Consider the following 16,943-nt stretch of genomic DNA (forward strand, 5'->3'; position numbering starts at 1 on the left):
CTGGTCAGCCATCCTGGCCCCTCCGTAGCTCCCGGTCGATGAACGCCAGCACCTCATCGGCCGACGCCGACTCCATTTGTTCCGCCACACCGGATCCGTACTGCGCGAGCTTCCGCAGCCTGCGCCCGACCAGCTCGCCTGCTTCCTCCTGCGGCAGCGCGGCGAGCGCGGCCTCCAGCCGGTCGAGCTCCGCCAGCACGAGGTCGGCGGGGGAGACGACGGGCGGGGCGAGCGCGGTCAGCAGGTACTCGGCGAGCGCGTTCGCGGTCGGATGGTCGAACACGAGAGTGGCTGGCAGCCGCAGCCCGGTTACCGCACCGAGGCGGTTGCGCAGCTCGACCGCGGTGAGCGAGTCGAAGCCGAGCTCCTGGAACGCTTTGTCCGGATCGAAGCCGTCTGGCGAACTGTGCCCCAGCACCACCGCGATGTGCCCGCGCACCACGTCCAGCGCGAGCGCTCGCTGGTCGTCCTCGCTCAGGCCGGCGAACCGTTCGGTGAGCGACGGGCCCGAGGTGTCCACCCGCTTGCCCGGTGTCCGCACCAGACGGCTGAACAGCGGCGGGACACTGCCGTCGACACTCAGCTTGCGCAGCTGCCTGAGGTCAAGATCCGCTGGCACGAGCGCCGGCCGGCCGGACGCGAGCGCCATGTCAAACAGAGCAAGCGCTCGCTCAGTCGCCATGGGGGCGAGACCCGCGCGGGTGACCCCGGCGGTGAGCGTGGACGTCTCGGCCCAGAGTCCCCACGCGAGCGAGGTGGCGGGTTTGCCGGTCGCGTGCCGGTGGTGGGCCAGGGCGTCGACGAACGTGTTGGCGGCGGCGTAGTTGCCTTGGCCCGGGGTGCCGAACACGCCCGCGGCGGACGAGAACAGCACGAACGCGTCCAGGTTGACGTCCCGGGTGAGATCGTGCAGCAGCCAGGCGGCGTCGGCTTTCGGCGCCATCACCGTGTCGATCCGCTCCGGGGTGAGGCCGTAGATCGTCGCGTCGTCCAGCGCTCCGGCCGCGTGCACGACGACGTTCAGCGGGTGCTCGACGGGAATGTCCGTGAGCAACTGCGCTACGGCGTTCCGGTCGGTGACGTCACAGGGTCGGACGATCACCTCGGCGCCGAGCGCGGTGAGCCGGTCGGTCAGGTCGTCGGCTCGCCCGCCGCGGCTGACCAGAAGAAGCCGGCGGGCGCCGTAGTTCGTGACGAGGTGCTCGGCGACCAGGCCGCCGAGCGTGCCGGTGCCGCCGGTGACCAGGACTGTCCCTTGTGGATCGAACGCCGCCGGCTCGCCGTCCGCCTTGAGGTTCACCAGCCGGGGCACGAACACCTTGCCGTCCCGGACCGCGACCTGCGGCTCACCGACGGCGAGTCCGGCGGTCAGGCCATCGCCGACGAGGTCGACCAGCAGGAATCGGTCCGGGTGCTCGGACTGCGCGCTGCGCACCAGACCCCAGACCGCGGCTCCGGCGAGATCCGGCACGTCCTCCCCGGCCACCGCCACCGCGCCGCTCGTCACCACGGCCAGCCGCATCGACGCGAACCGGTCGTCGGTCACCCACTCTTGCAACACACCCAACAAGTCCCGCGCGGCTGGTGGGCACGGCAGCACAACCACATCGGGCAGGCTGAGGGCTTCTCCCAGAGCGGCGAGGTCGGCGTAGTCCTCGCCCAACACAGCCAGATCGACGCTCTGGCCGCCGTCTGGCGTCGGTTGCCATACGAGTTCGAGTCCCGCGTCCCGGCGGGGCCCGGTGGCGGCGGCGAGCTGGTCCACGCTGACCGGCCGCAGCCGCAACGACTCGACCGTCGCGACCGGTCGTCCCGACGGTTCCGCCAGTTCCAGCGTGATCCCGTCGTCGACGGTCGGCGAGAGATGGGCTCGGAGCGTTCGGCTCGTGGTCGGGTGCAGCGAGAGCCCTGACCACGAGAACGGCAGCATGACGTCGTCGGACGGCTCGGACTGCTGTGCCGACAATGCCTGCAGGGCGGCGTCCAGCAGTGCCGGATGGATACCGAAGCCACTGATGTCGACGTCTTCCGGCAGGTTCACCTCGGCGTAGACGTCGTCACCCAGCCGCCAGGCGGCCTGCAGCCCTTGGAACACCGGGCCGTACGCGAGGCCGATCGCGGTCAACCGGTCGTAAAGCGTTGCCACGTCAGCCTGTTCGGCCCCGGGTGGCGGCCACTCCGCCGACCAGGACGGCCGGGCTGGTGCCATACCGGACAGATGGCCGGTCGTATGCAGTATCCAGTCTTCAGTATCGTCTTGACGGGAGTGTACGGTGAACGGCCGGTCACCGTCCTCGCCCAGGGGACCGACGACGACCTGGAGCTGAACCCCGCCCTGCTCCGGCAGGACCAAAGGCGCCAGCAAGGTGAGGTTGTCGACTCGGTCGCAGCCCAGGTAGTGGGCCGCGTGCAACGCCAGCTCGACGAACGCCGTGCCCGGCAACAGAACGACGTCGTGCACGCTGTGGTCGGCCAGCCACGGATGGGTTCGTGTAGACAATCGGCCGGTCAGCACCATCCGGTCGTCGCCGGCGATCGAGACCATCACCCCGGCCAGCGGGTGGCCGGTGCCCGCCAGCCCGGCCGCCCTGACGTCGCCGGTGTCCGCGACCGGCGCCAGCCAGTAGTGCTGGTGCTGGAAGGGATACGTCGGCAGGTCGGCCCTGCCGGACCGCGCGGGCAGCACCGCGGGCCAGTCGATCCCGGCGCCGTGCACGTGAGCGCGGGCGATCGCGGCCGCGAACTCCCGTGGCCCGTCCTGGTCACGGCGCAGGGTGCCGAACGCGACCGCGCCGGTGACCTCGGCCGTCTCGATGGTCTGCTGGACGCTCACGGTCAGCACCGGATGCGGGCTTGTCTCGACGAACAACCGGTGCCCGGCGTCCAGCAGCGCTTGCGTGGTGGCCGCGAACTGTACGGTGTGCCGCAGGTTGCGGTACCAGTACTCGGCATCCAGGCCGACGGTGTCGAGCAGGCCGCCGGTGACGGTGGAGAAGAACGGCACTGTCGACGAGCGCGGAGTGATCGGCCCGAGGACGTCCAGCAGTTCTTCGTGCAGTGACTCGACATGCGGGGTATGCGACGCGTAGTCGACCGGGATGAGCCGCGCACGGATGCCCTCGCCCTGGCAGGCGTCCACGAAGTCCCGCACCTCACGGTCGTCACCCGCGACGACCGTGCTGTCCGGCCCGTTGATCGACGCGATGTGCAGGTCCCCGCTCAACCGCCGCGTAACTTCGTCGGCTGGCAAGGGAATGGACGACATCGTGCCGGAGCCCGCGAGCGCGGTCAGGGCTTTGCTGCGCAGGGTCACGACTCGGGCGGCGTCGTCCAGCGACAGCGCGCCGGCGACGTAAGCGGCTGCGATCTCGCCCTGCGAGTGGCCGAGGACGGCGTTCGGTACGACGCCGACCGACTTCCACAACTCGGCCAGGGACGTCATCACGGCGAACAGCGCGGGCTGAACGACGTCGAGCCGGTCCGGATCAGGTGCGCCGGGTTCGCCGCGCAGCACGTCGAGCAGTGACCAACCGGTGTACCGGGCGATGGCGTCCGCGCAGGCCCGCAGGTGCTCGCCGAACACCGGCGACGAGTCGAGCAGGTCGACGGCCATGCCCGCCCACTGCGAACCCTGGCCGGGGAAGACGAAGACGGACTTGCCGGGCGTTCCTGGTGCCACACCGTGGATCACCGCCGGGTGCGGCTCGCCGTCGGCGAGCGCGGCGAGGCCGGCGCGCAGTTCGGCGCGGTCCTCGCCGACGATGACCGCCCGCTGTTCGAACACCGACCGTGCCGTGGCCAGCTCGACGGCGATGTCGCCCGGCTCGACCGCGCTGTTCTGGACGTGGGCGAGCAACCGGGTCGCGTGTGCACGCAGGGCATCCGCGGACTTCGCGGAGACCGGCCACAGAAGTGGCGCCGTGGTGTCTCCTGGTTCGTCCGCAGTGTTCTCGTCGGACTGTTCGAGGATCACATGTGCGTTGGTGCCGCTGATGCCGAACGAGGAGATGCCCGCTCGGCGCGCCCGGCCGGTGTCCGGGAACGGCGTGGACTCGGTCAGCACCGACACCGCGCCGGCGGACCAGTCGACGTGCGGTGTGGGCTGGTCGGTGTGCAGGGTCTTCGGCAGCCGGCCGTGCCGGAGCGCCGCGACCATCTTGATCACCCCGGCCACCCCGGCCGCCTGCTGGGTGTGGCCGATGTTGGACTTGATCGAGCCGAGCCACAGTGGCCGGTCCTCGGGCCGGTCCTGGCCGTATGTGGCGATCAGGGCCTGGGCTTCGATCGGGTCGCCGAGGGTGGTGCCGGTGCCGTGCGCTTCGACCGCGTCCACATCGGACGGATTGAGCCCGGCATTCGCCAACGCCTGACGGATCACCCGTTGCTGGGCCGGGCCGTTGGGCGCGGTGAGGCCGTTGCTGGCGCCGTCCTGGTTGATCGCGGAACCGCGGACGATCGCGAGCACTTTGTGCCCGCGCGCCTTCGCGTCCGACAGCCGTTCGACCACGAGCAGCCCGACACCTTCGGAGAAACCGGTGCCGTCGGCCGCCGCCGCGAACGGTTTGCACCGGCCGTCGGGCGCCAACCCCCGCTGCCGGCTGAAGCCGACGAACACGTTGGGGGAAGCCAGAACCGTCACCCCGCCGGCGAGCGCAAGATCGCATTCACCGTTGCGGAGCGCCTGGCTGGCCAGGTGCAACGAGACCAGTGACGACGAACACGCGGTGTCGAGCGTGATCGCCGGCCCCTCGAAGCCGAAAGTGTAGGCAATCCGTCCAGATGCGACACTGCTCGTCGCGCCGGTCAGCAGGTACCCCTCGACCGCGCCGGACAGCTTGGACCCGCCGCCGGGGTACGCGTGCGACGCCATGCCGACGAACACACCCGTGCGGCTGCCGCGCAGGCTCGGCGCCGGGATCCCGGCCCGTTCCAGCGCCTCCCACGCGGTCTCCAGCAGCACCCGCTGCTGCGGGTCGGTCGCGACCGCCTCCCGCGGGCTCATCCCGAAGAACTCCGCGTCGAACAACGCTGCCTCGGCCAGGAACCCACCTTTGTCCACATAGGACGTGCCGGCGTGGTCCGGGTCGGGGTCGAACAGGCCGTCGAGGTCCCAGCCGCGGTCGGTCGGGAACTCACCGATCGCGTCGCCGCCGCCGTCCGTGAGCTCCCACAGCTGTTCGGGAGTGCGTACCCCGCCGGGGAACCGGCAGGCCATGCCGACGATCACGATCGGGTCGTCGCCCGCTGTGCCTTCGGCTGTGACCTTCGCGGCCGCGGCTCTTGTCCCGCCAAGGAGTTCGCGCAGGTTTTCAGCCAGCGCCGTGGCAGTGGGGTGGTCGAATACGACCGTGGCGGGCAGCCGCAGTCCGGTCACAGCGTTCAGCCGGTTGCGCAGTTCCACCGCGGTCAACGAATCGAAGCCGAGTTCGCGGAACGCGCGCGTCGCGTCGATCGCCTCCGGCGTCGGCAGCCCCAGCACAGTGGCGATGTTCGTCCGAACAAGGTCCACCAGCAGAGTCTTCTGATCAGCCTCGGTCAGCGCGGCCAGTTCACGCTGAAGTGACGACGGCCGGTTCGTCCGGGTGCCCGCACGGCGGCGGCCACGGCGGACGAACTCCCTCAACATCGGCGGAACAGTGTCGGCGTCCGCCGCCGCTCGCAACGCCGAGACGTTGAGACCGACCGGCACCAGGTCCGGACGCCCGTCAGTGAGCGCGCTGTCGAACAGCGCCAGTCCGTCCGTTGTCGACAGTGGTTCGAGGACACTCCGGCTGACCCGGTTCTCCTTGGCCTCGAACAGTTTCCTCGTGATACCGCTGGCCTCCTCCCAGAGGCCCCACGCGAGCGACACAACCGGCGCGCCGTCGGTCCGCAGCCGCGTGGCGAAGGCGTCCAGGAACGCGTTGGCGGCGGCGTAGTTCGCCTGGCCGGGGTTGCCGAGCGTGCCCGCGACCGAGGAGAAGAGGACAAACGCGGCCAGGTCCATGTCCTGGGTGAGGTCGTGGAGGTGCCGCACGGCGTCGGCCTTGGGCCGCAGCACAGGGTCGAGCCGCTCCGGCGTGAGGCTGGTGATGGCGGCGTCGTCGGTGATGCCGGCGGTGTGGACGATCGCGGTGAGCGGATGTTCGGCGGGCACAGCCGCGAGAACCCTGGCGAGCGCATCCCGGTTGCCGATGTCGGCCGCTTCGATGGTGACGTCGGCGCCCAGCCCGGTCAACTCGGCCAGCAGTTCGTCGGCTCCGTCGGCGCCGCGCCTGCTGACCAGGACCAGGCGCCTCACTCCGTGGTCGGTGACCAGCCGGCGCGCCACCAGCCCGCCGAGCGTGCCCGTGCCGCCGGTGACCAACACCGTGCCGTCCGCCGCGAGGGCGCGGGGCACCGTGAGGACCACCTTGCCGGTGTGGCGAGCCCGACTTACCAGACGGAACGCCTGTTTGGCAAGCTTCACGTCGTAAGCGGTCACCGGCAACGGCCGCAGCACGCCCGCGTCGAACAGTTTCGTCAGCGCGGTCAGCATCTCCCCGATATGATCGGGACCGGACTCGAACATCTCGAACGCGCGGTAGTCAACCCCGGGATGCCTTGCGGCGACGTCGTTCGCGTCCCGGACGTCGGTCTTGCCCATCTCCAGGAACTTGCCGCCCCGGGGGAGCAGCCGCAGCGATGCGTCAACGAACTCGCCGGCGAGCGAGTCGAGCACGACGTCAAATCCCTCGCCGTCCGTGACGGTAAGGAACCAAGACTCGAATTCGAGCGTTCGCGTGTTAGCGGTGTGCGCGTCGTCGAATCCTGCCTCGCGGAGCGTGCTCCACTTCGCCGGGCTGGCAGTGCCGAAGACCTCGGCGCCGTAATGCCGGGCCAGCTGAGTCGCCGCCATGCCGACCCCGCCGGTCGCGGCGTGCACGAGCAGCCGCTGCCCCGGCCGAAGTGCGGCCAGGTCATGCAGTGCGTAGTATGCGGTGAGGAAGACGATCGGCGCGGCGGCCGCCTCGGCGAACGACCACCCATCGGGCACCCTGGTCAACAACCGCCGGTCACTGACCGACACCGGCCCCATCGCGCCCCCCGGGAAGATGCCCATCACGGCGTCCCCCGGCCCGAGGTCCGTGACCCCGGCCCCGACGTCGAGCACCACCCCCGCGGCCTCGCCCCCGATGACGCCGCCACCGGGGTACAGCCCGAGCGTGATGAGAACGTCCCGGAAGTTGACCCCCGCCGCACGCACCGCCACCCGCACCTCGCCGGCCGCCAGCTCGCGGTCGTGCTCTGGGCACGGCATGAGGGCGAGGTTCTCGACCGTGCCCGGCTCCGTGACGTCCAGCCGCCACGCCGGACCGGCTGGCAACGCCAGCCCGGGTGAGGGCGAGATGGGCCCGGGTGTCGATGGGGTCGAGGCGAGGAGCGGCGCGGTTGGCCTGGGCGCTGGCGGGGCCAGGGCGGGCGGGGGCGGGGCTTGGCCGGATACCGGCGGGGTCGGCATGGCTGTGGGCGGGGTCGGGCCGAGCGTTGGTGGGGCCCACGACCGCGAGCTGGCGGCCGGCGAGGTCAGCGTGGGTGGGGGCGGGATTTGGCCGGGTGTTGGTGGGTTCAGCGTGCATGGCTGCGGGGTGGGTGGGGCCAGCGTGGGTGACTGCGCGAGTGGTGGGGTCAGCCTGGGTCCGGTGTCGGCTGGGGTCAGGCGGGGGGCGTAGGCGTTGCCGTCGCGTAGTGCGAGTTGGGGTTCGCCGCAGGCGAGGGCTGCGGGTAGGTGGGCTGCGGAGGTTTCCAGGCCGTCCAGGTCGGCGATGGCGAACCGGTCCGGGTGCTCCAGTTGGGCCACGCGCAGGAAGCCCCAGGCGCAGGCGGCGCCCGGATCGCGGACGTGTTCCCAGTCGTGGGCGGCGATCGCCCCCGATGTGACCAGGACCAGCCGGGCCGCCGCGAACCGGTCGTCGGCCAGCCAGTCCTGGACGAGTCCGTGGGTCCAGCGGGTGACATCGTGCGCCCGTGCCGCGTCGTCCATGGCGTCTGCGGGTGGCAGGTGGGCCAGGACGATGTCCGGCACTGCGGCGCCCAAGTCGATTTCCTGCCGGAGCGTCTCCAGGTCCGTGAGTGACACATAGGACGGAACAAGCGCCGTTGAGGTGTCCACTGGGCGCCAAGCGACCCGGTACAACCGCCGCGCGGGTGCCTGCGGGGCGGTGACCGGGCGGACGGTCAGGGCGTCCACAGTGCACACTGGTGCCCCGGAGTCGTCCGTGAGCGAGACGGACACGGTGTTCTCGCCGCGAGTGGTCAGGTGGACGCGGACCGCCGACGCGTTGATCGCGTGCACGGACACGCCCTGCCAGGCGAAGGGCAGCTGAGGCTCGGAGCTTGTCCCGGCGAGCGCGGCGGTGTGGAGCGCGGCGTCGAGCAGGGCTGGGTGCACGCCGAAACCGTCGGCGGACACGCCCTCCGGGAGTTCGACCTCGGCGTACACGTCGTCGCCGAGTTGCCAGGCGGCGCGCAGACCGCGGAAGGCCGGACCGTAGTTGAGACCGACCTCGGCCAAGCGGGCGTACGCGTCCGCTACATCGACCGGCGTGGCCCCTGATGGTGGCCAGCTCGACGGGCCGGCGGGTGCCGAAACCTCCGTGGCAGCAAGCAAACCGGTGGCGTGCATGATCCACTCGTCGTCGTCCGACGAACGGGAGTGCACCTCGATCTGGCGTTCACCGTCGTCCTCCGCGGCGCCCACGACCACCTGGAGCTGCACGCCGCCCTGTGGGGGCAACGGAAGTGGTGCGTGCAGAGTGAGTTCTTCGATCCGGTCGCAGCCGGTGTGGTGGGCGGCGTGCAGGGCGAGTTCCACGAACGCGGTGCCCGGCAGGAGTACGGTGCCCGCGACGACGTGATCGGCCAGCCACGGGTGGGTACGCAACGAAAGGCGGCCCGCGAAAAGGTGGCCGGCGCCGCTGGCGAGTGAGGTACGGGCGGCGAGCAGGGGGTGGTCGGCGGAGGACAGACCGGCCGAGCTGAGATCACCGGCGGATCCCGTCCCGTCCGGCCAGAACCGGTCCGCGTCGAACGCGTACGTAGGTAGGGAGACCGGCCCATGGGCCTGCCTGGGCAAGAGGTCTGCCCAGCGCGGTGCGGCGCCGTGCACGTGCGCACGGACCAGCGAGGTGAGCAGGCGGGAAGGGCCGCCATCGTCGCGGCGGAGCGTGCCGGACACCGTCGCGTCCCCGCCCGTGTCCTCGATGATCTCCTCGATCGGCACGGTCAGCACGGGATGCGGGCTGGCCTCCAGGAACAGGGTGTGACCATCCGCCAGCAGGGCGCGGACGGTCTCCTCGAAGCGGACAGTGCTGCGCAGATTCCGGTACCAGTACGCCGCATCGAGACCCGTGGTGTCGATCGGGCCCGCGGTCACGGTGGAATAGAAGGGAACCTCGGCGGCACGAGGGGTGATTCCTTGCAGCATGCCTTCGAGTTGTGTGCGGATTGTCTCCATGTATGGTGTATGCGATGCGTAGTCCACAGGGATGAGCCGGGCCTGGACGCCGTCGTCCTGGCAGGACGTGACCAGCCGGCGCAGGTCGTCCGGGTCACCGGCGACGACCGTCGAACGCGGCCCGTTGACGCCGGCGATGTGCAGCCGTTCCCAGTCCTGAAGCAGAGTGTCCACTGTGGCGGCGGGCAACGGCACGGACGCCATGCCGCCGGTGCCGGCCAGCTGGATGATCGCCTGGCTGCGCAACGCCACGATCTTGGCCGCGTCGTCGAGCGACAAGGCGCCGGCGATGTGCGCGGCGGCGTTCTCGCCCTGGGAATGGCCGATCACCGCGTCGGGTTGTATACCGCTTGCCTGCCAAACGCGGGCGAGCGACACCATCATCGCGAACAACGCGGGTTGTACGACGTCAACGCGGTCCATCGACGGTGCGCCCGGCGTGCCGCGCAGGACATCGATGAGCGACCAGCCGGTGTATGGGAAGAGCGCGTCAGCGCAGGCGTGCAGGTGCATACGGAATACTGCGGAGCTGTCCAGCAGGCCACGGGCCATCTCGACCCACTGCGAGCCCTGGCCGGGGAACACGAACACGACCTTGGCCGTGTCACCGTGGCCGCGGACGACGTTCGCCGCGTCCACGCCGTCCGCCAACGCCCGGAGCCCGGCCAGCATGTCCTCTTTGGTGTTCGCGATCACCGCTGCCCGCCGAACGTGATGATCACGCTGGGTGACCAGCGCGTGGCCGACGCCGGCAAGGTCACCCGCCAGGCCGATCAGCCGCTCTGCCTGCGCCCGCAGCGCCGATTCGCTGCGCGCGGACAGCAGCCACGGGAGCGTGCCCGTCGACAGCAGCGGAGTGCCCGCGTCCTCCTCTGAAAGCGGGTCGTGAGCGGGCGCGGACTCCAGGATGATGTGCGCGTTGGTGCCGCTGACCCCGAAGGACGACACGCCCGCGCGGCGCGGCTGGCCGGTGTCCGGCCACGGCGTCGCCTTGGTGAGCAGGGAAACCCCACTGGACGACCAGTCGATGTGCGGGGTCGGCGAGTCGATGTGCAGGCTCTGCGGCAGGATGCCCTGCCGCATCCCGAGGACCATCTTGATCACGCCGGCCACCCCCGCGGCGGCCTGCGTGTGCCCGATGTTGGACTTGATCGAGCCGAGCCACAGTGGACGGTCCGAAGGCCGGTTCTGGCCGTACGTCGCGATCAGCGCCTGCGCCTCGATCGGGTCGCCGAGGGTGGTGCCGGTGCCGTGCGCCTCGACAGCATCCACATCGGACGGTGTGAGCCGGGCGGCGGCGAGGGCCTGCTCGATGACACGTTGCTGGGACGGGCCGTTCGGCGCGGTCAACCCGTTCGACGCGCCGTCCTGGTTCACCGCCGTACCACGGATCACCGCGAGCACGTGTTCGCCGTTGGCCTGTGCGTCCGACAGCCGACGCAGGACGACCAGGCCGATACCCTCGCCCCAACCCGTGCCGTCGGCGGCCGCCGCGAAAGCCTTGCACCGGCCGTCGGGCGCGAGCCCCCGCTGCCGGCTGAACTCCGTGAAACCACCGGGTGTCGCCATGACTGTGACACCGCCGGCCACCGCCCGGTCGCACTCCCCGTTACGCAACGCCTGCGCGGCCAAATGGATCGCCACCAACGAAGCCGAGCACGCGGTGTCCACAGTGACCGCCGGCCCCTCCAGGCCGAACGTGTACGCGACCCGACCGGACATCGCGCTGGCCGACGTCCCGGTCGCCAGGTAGCCCTCCACCCGGTCGATGTCCGCCAGCAGGCTCCGGGTGTAGTCCTGGCCGTTCGTGCCGACGAACACACCGGTCTGGCTGCCGCGCAACGACCCCGGCCGGATCCCGGCCCGCTCGAATGCCTCCCATGTGCTCTCCAGCAACAGGCGCTGCTGCGGGTCCATCGCCAGTGCCTCACGCGGGCTGATGCCGAAGAACCCGGCGTCGAACCGGTCGACATTCTGCAGGAAGCCACCTTCCCGGGTATACGTTCGACCGGGCGCCTCAGGGTCGGGGTCGTACAGGGCGTCCACGTCCCAGCCGCGGTCGGCCGGGAAGCCGGTCACCGCGTCCCGGCCGTCGGCCAGCAGCTGCCACAGCTGCTCCGGGGTGTCCGCGCCACCGGGGAACCGGCAGCTCATCGACACGATCGCGATCGGCTCGTGCGCCCGGTCCTCGGTCTCCTTGAGCAGGCGACGCGTCCGGCGCAGGTCGGTCGTGGCCCGCTTGAGGTAGTCGCGCAGCTTCGCCTCGTCGGTGACGGGCGTGTTCTCGGCTGGGTTCATGACGTGTCACCGATCCTGGGGATACCGAGCTCGTTGTCGAGTACGTCGAACAGTTCGTCGTCGGTGACCGTGTCCAGACCGTCACCGGGGTCCGGCTGTGTGTCGTGCACCTTCCACAGCAGGGCTTGCAGCCGCTGCGCGACCCGCGCGCGGCCGTTGTCGTCGATCGCCAGGACCGCGGCGTCCAGGGCATCGATCCCGGCGAGCACCGCCGCCGTCTCGTCGGGTGGACCGGCGACCAGTTGGGCCACCATGTAGGTCGCCAGCGCGGCCGGGGTCGGATGGTCGAACACCAACGTCGACGGCAGAGTCAGTCCGGTCACCGAACTGAGCCGGTTACGCAGGCGCACCGCGGCGAGCGAGTCGAAACCAAGGTCCTGGAACGCGCTGTGCGCGGGAACCGGCTGGGTATGCCCGAGGACACCGGCGATCTGCGTACGCACCAGGTCCAACAACGCGACCTCACGGTCGGCCTCGCTGAGTCCCGCCAGCCGTTGTGCCAGCGACGATCCCGCGTCGCCGGATCGCCGGGCGGGCATCCGGACCAGGCCGCGCAGCACTGACGGACACTCGGGTTCAGTGCGCAACACGGCCAGGTCCAGACCGATCGGCGCCACGGCGGCTCGGTCCGTGGCCAGAGCCGCGTCCAGCAGCGCCAGGCCCTCTTCGGACGTGAAGGCCCGGACACCGCCGGCCAAGTCGAGATCTGCGGTCATCTTGCTGTCCGACGCCCACGGCCCCCAGGCCAGGGAGATCGCCGGCAGGCCGGCGGCCCGGCGCTGCTCGGCGAGCCCGTCGAGGAAGGCGTTGGCCGCCGCGTAGTTCGCCTGGCCCGCGTTGCCGAGTGTGCCGGCCGCCGAGGAGAACAGGACGAACGCCGAAAGGTCCCGGGTGAGCCGGTGCAGGTGCCAGGCGGCGTCGACTTTCGGACGCAGCACCGGGTCGAGCCGGTCCGGGGTCAGCGATTCGATCGTGCCGTCGTCGAGCACACCGGCGGCGTGGAAGACCGCTGTCAACGGGTGTTCGGCGGGGATGCCGTCCAGCAGTTCGGCCAGGGCCACAGGGTCGCTGGTGTCGCAGGCGGCGACTGTGACGTCCACACCGAGGTCACGGAGTTCGGCCACGCCAGGGGAGTCGGCGCCGCGGCGGCTGGCGAGCAGCAGACGCTGCACGCCGTGCACGTCGACAAGGTGCCTGGCGAGGAGCGTGCCGAGAGCGCCCGTGCCGCCGGTGATCAGGACAGTGCCGTCCGCGAACTCCGGAATGGCGCCCTGGGGCCGGACTCGCTCCAGCCGAGGCACGAACAAGTTCCCGTCGCGTACCGCGACTTGCAGCTCGCCAGTTGCCAGTGCCCGGGGCAACGCGGCAGGGTCGTCCAAGTCCACGAGGACGAACCGACCGGGATGTTCGGTCTGCGCCGAGCGGACCAGGCCCCAGACCGCGGCCCCCGCCAGGTCGCGGACCTCGCCGGGCGGGACCGCGCCTTCGGTGACGATGGCCAGTGTGGACGAGTCGTGTCGCGGGTCGGCCAGCCAGTCCTTGACCAGCGTCAGCACTTCGCGAGTAGCCGCGTGGGTGTCGCTGACCGGATCGCCGCCCGAGTGGCCGGGCCGCACGACCACGACATCCGGCGGTGCCTCACTGGACGGTTCCGGAATCCGTGTCCACGCCAGGCCGAAGAGCGCATCCTGGGTGAACCCGTTCGCGGCCTGGAGCACGACGGTGAGCTCGGCGACGGGCGTGTCCTGCTCGTCGGTCAGTGTCACCGCGACCTCGTGGTCGGCGACCGTCAGCCGGGCGCGGACCGTGGAACCGGTTGCGGCGTAGGAGGAAAGTCGGGTGATGGCGACCGGGAGCCGGAGCGTGTCCAGTGCGGGGTGCAGGACCGCGTCGAGCAACGCCGGGTGGACGTGGAAACCCGCCGCGGTCAGATCCTCTGGCAAGTCCGCCTCGACGAGGATGGACGTGCCGTCCTGCCAGGCCGCCCGGACGCCCTGGAACGCGGGGCCGTGGCTGAAACCCGCCTGGAACAGGCGCGCGTACAGCTCGTCCACGTCGATCGGGGTCGCCCCGGCCGTGGACCAGGCGCCGGCCGGGGTCGGGCCGTCCTGCGGCACGAGGGTCGCGGTGGCGTGGCACGTCCACTCGCCAACGCGTTGTCTACTGTATATCTTCAGCGACGGTCCGGCGGTAACCCGTAGCCACACCGGTTCGGTGAGCGATAGTGGCTCGTCCAGGGTGAGGTCGCGGAACCCGTTGTATCCCAAATGGTCGGCGGCATGCAGGGCGAGCTCGACGAACACGCTGGCCGGGACCACGACACGGTCCAGTACCTGGTGGTCCGCGAGCCATGGGTGCGTTTCGGTCGACAGTATGCCGGTGAACACCGTCCCGTCGGGCAGGTCGACGGCGGCGGAGAGCAGCGGATGCCCGGCTGGAGCGAGCCCGGCGGACGTCACGTCACCCGCCGCGGCCGGGAGGTCGAGCCAGTACGGCCGGTGCTGGAATGCGTACGTGGGCAGCTCCGCCGCCGGACCGTCCGAACTGGACACAGCGGCCATGACCGCCGGCCAGTCGACCGTCACGCCACTGACATGGGCGTGCGCGACAGCGGTCAGAACACCGTCCGGCTCCGGCACGTTCGCGCGGATCGACGGGATCAGCGTCGCGTCGGGCAGGGTTTCGTCGGCCATCGCGGTGAGGACGCCGTCCGGTCCGAGTTCGAGATACGTGGTGACACCGTGCGCGGAGAGCGTGCGGATGGTGTCGTGGAAGCGCACGGCTTCACGGATGTGCCCCGTCCAGTAGTCCGGGGTGGCGATGTGGTCGGGTTCGGCGATCCGGCCGGTGAGGTTGGCGACGATCGGGATCGTCGGCGGCCGGTAGGTCAGTTTTTCGGCCGTGCGGGCGAACTCGTCGAGCAGACCGGCCATGTGCGGCGAGTGGAACGCGTGGCTGACCTTGAGATTCTTCGTTTTGCGGCCGGCGGCCTGGAAGTGCGCGACGACCTCGGCCACCGCGCCGGTGTCGCCGGAGACCACAGTGGACTGAGGTCCGTTGAGGGCGGCGATGGCGACCGTGTCGGGGTTGAGCAGCGGCCGGATTTCCGACTCGGTGGCCTGGATCGCGGCCATCGCACCCCGGACCGGCAGCTGTTGCATCAGCCGGGCGCGGGTGGTGACGAGCAGGCTGGCGTCGGGCAGGTCGAAGACCCCGGCGACGTGCGCGGCGGTGAGTTCGCCGATCGAGTGGCCGGCGAGGTAGTCGGGGACGACGCCCCAGGACTCGACCAGCCGGTAGAGCGCGGTCTCCAGGGCGAACAGCGCGGGCTGGGTGTACTGGGTCTGGTGCACCAACTCGCCCTCGAACATGACCGCGCGCAGCGGCCGGTCCAGGTACTGGTCGAGACTGGCGCAGATCTCGTCGAATGCCTCGGCGAACACCGGGAACGCGTCGTACAGGCCCTGGCCCATCCCCGGTCGCTGGCTGCCCTGTCCGGTGAACAGGAACGCGGTCCGCCCGCCGACCGGGACCGTGCCGAGCATCGCGTTCCCGGTGAGCTCACCGCGGGCCAACGCGTCGAGTTCGTGAAGGAACGTGGCGCGGTCGTCGGCGATGATCGCGGCACGGTTCCGGTGATGCGCCCGGGTGGTGGTCAACGCGCGGGCGACCTCGCCCGGCCGCAGGTCCTCCCGCGCGACATGATCACGCAGGCGGGCGGCCTGGGCGCGCAGGGCTTCGGCCGTCTTGGCGGACAGTAGCCACGGAATAGTGCATACAGTATCCGATATGGACTGTTCGGCGGGTGGGGCTTGCTCCAGGATGAGGTGGGCGTTGGTGCCGCTGATCCCGAAGGACGACACGCCGACCCGGCGTGGCCGGCCGGTGTCCGGCCACGGCACCGGCTCGGTCAGCAGCGCGACCGAGTCCGTCCAGTCGGCCTGGGTCGTTCGCTCGGCCGCGTGCAGTGTCCGGGGCAGTTGGCCGTGCCGCATGGCCTGGACCATCTTGATCACTCCCGCGACCCCGGCCGCGGCCTGCGTGTGGCCGATGTTGGACTTGACCGAACCGAGCCACAGCGGCACGTCCCGTTCACGGCCGTAGGTGGCCATGAGCGCCTGCAGTTCGATCGGGTCACCGAGCGGGGTGCCGGTGCCGTGCGCCTCGACCGCGTCGACATCGGTAGGCGCCAACGCGGCCACCCGCAACGCCTCCCGGATGACCCGTTGCTGGGACGGCCCGTTCGGCGCGGTCAGCCGGCTGCTGGTGCCGTCCTGGTTGACCGCGGACCCGGTGACCAGAGCGAGCACCCGGTGGCCGCTGGCCTGTGCGTCGGACAGGCGTTCCAGGAACAGCAACCCGGCGCCTTCGCTCCAGCCGACACCGTCGGCCGACGCGGCGAACGACTTGCACCGGCCGTCGGGCGCGAGCCCGCGTTGCCGGCTGAACTCGACGAACGCCATCGGCGTGGCCATCACCGTGACCCCGCCGGCCAACGCGAGGTCACATTCCCCGGCCCGCAGCGCCTGTGCGGCCATGTGAACGGCCACAAGGGACGATGAACAAGCCGTGTCGACGGTGACCGCCGGGCCCTGCAAGCCGAAGGTGTACGACAACCGGCCGGACGCGATGCTGGGCGCACTGCCGGTGCCGATGTACCCCTCGAAACCGTCGGGCACGTTCCGGTGGAACCGGGCGGCGTAGTCGTTATACATTATACCGGCGAAGACGCCCGTTCGGCTGCCGCGCAGTGAATCTGGCCGGATACCGGCGCGTTCGAACGCCTCCCACGCGGTCTCCAGCAGCAGCCGCTGCTGCGGGTCGACGGCCAGCGCCTCGTGCGGGCTGATGCCGAAGAACTCCGCGTCGAACATCTCCGCGTCGTGCAGGAAACCGCCGTGCCGGGTGTAGCTCTTGCCCGCGCTGTCCGGATCCGGGTCATACAGCGACTCCGTCAGCCAGCCGCGGTTGCCCGGGAACGGTGTGATGGCGTCTCTGCCCTCGGCGACCAGCTGCCACAGGTCCTCCGGTGACCGCACGTCGCCTGGATAACGGCACGCCATCGAGATGATCGCGATCGGTTCCCGCGCGCGTTCGGCGAGCCGGCTGTGTTCCAGGCGCAGCCGTTCGTTCTCCAACAGAGACGCGCGCAGCGCCTCGACCACACGGT

General features: G+C 70.7%; 1 protein-coding gene and 1 pseudogene. Both read right to left on the reverse strand.

What is annotated here, in order from left to right:
* Positions 1 to 4: 4 nt before the first annotated feature.
* Positions 5 to 11,773, reverse strand: coding sequence for a type I polyketide synthase (locus EV192_RS55765; protein WP_243726869.1), 11,769 nt, complete (start codon positions 11,771 to 11,773; stop codon positions 5 to 7).
* Positions 11,770 to 16,938, reverse strand: a pseudogene (locus EV192_RS53820) (SDR family NAD(P)-dependent oxidoreductase); the annotation flags it as partial. The gene EV192_RS55765 and the pseudogene EV192_RS53820, both read right to left, overlap by 4 nt.
* Positions 16,939 to 16,943: the final 5 nt, after the last annotated feature.

The organism is Actinocrispum wychmicini (genome assembly GCF_004345645.1).
Taxonomy (GTDB): Bacteria; Actinomycetota; Actinomycetes; order Mycobacteriales; family Pseudonocardiaceae; genus Kibdelosporangium; species Kibdelosporangium wychmicini.

Bases quoted from the DNA above. Each gene is read 5' to 3' on its own strand.
- EV192_RS55765 (WP_243726869.1), bottom strand. From the start codon at position 11,773: ATGAACCCAGCCGAGAACACGCCCGTCACCGACGAGGCGAAGCTGCGC.